Origin of the sequence: Pseudomonas sp. HY7a-MNA-CIBAN-0227 (genome assembly GCF_040310325.1) — a bacterium.
GTDB lineage: Bacteria > Pseudomonadota > Gammaproteobacteria > Pseudomonadales > Pseudomonadaceae > Aquipseudomonas.
Map to the genome: position 1 here is coordinate 1 of NZ_JBEOPT010000153.1, position 269 is coordinate 269.

Genomic DNA, 269 nt, shown 5'->3' on the forward strand with positions numbered 1-269 from the left:
GTGTACCAATGTCATCGATGCGTTGGTCGAATTGCATCAAGTAGATTATAAAGAGCATCCAGATTTGGTCACGCTAGGTCGCGGTGACGGCTATTGTGAGCGCCAAGTTAGCGGCTGGGATAAACGCTACGTCAAAGCAAAAACGCCCAACGTACCAAGCTTTGCACTAGTACGGCAGTGGCTTGGTAAGCATACGCCTGCTGATAGCAAAACCTGCATCATCCATAATGACTGGCGTTTTGATAATGTCATTTTGGCAGCTGATGATC

The 269-nt window shown here is 47.6% G+C and carries 1 protein-coding gene; it reads left to right on the forward strand.

Going from position 1 to position 269, the window contains the following annotated elements; translation table 11 throughout:
• Window positions 1-269, forward strand: a 269-nt coding sequence (locus AAEZ06_RS27375; RefSeq protein WP_350617244.1) for a phosphotransferase, incomplete at both ends; no start/stop codon positions are given.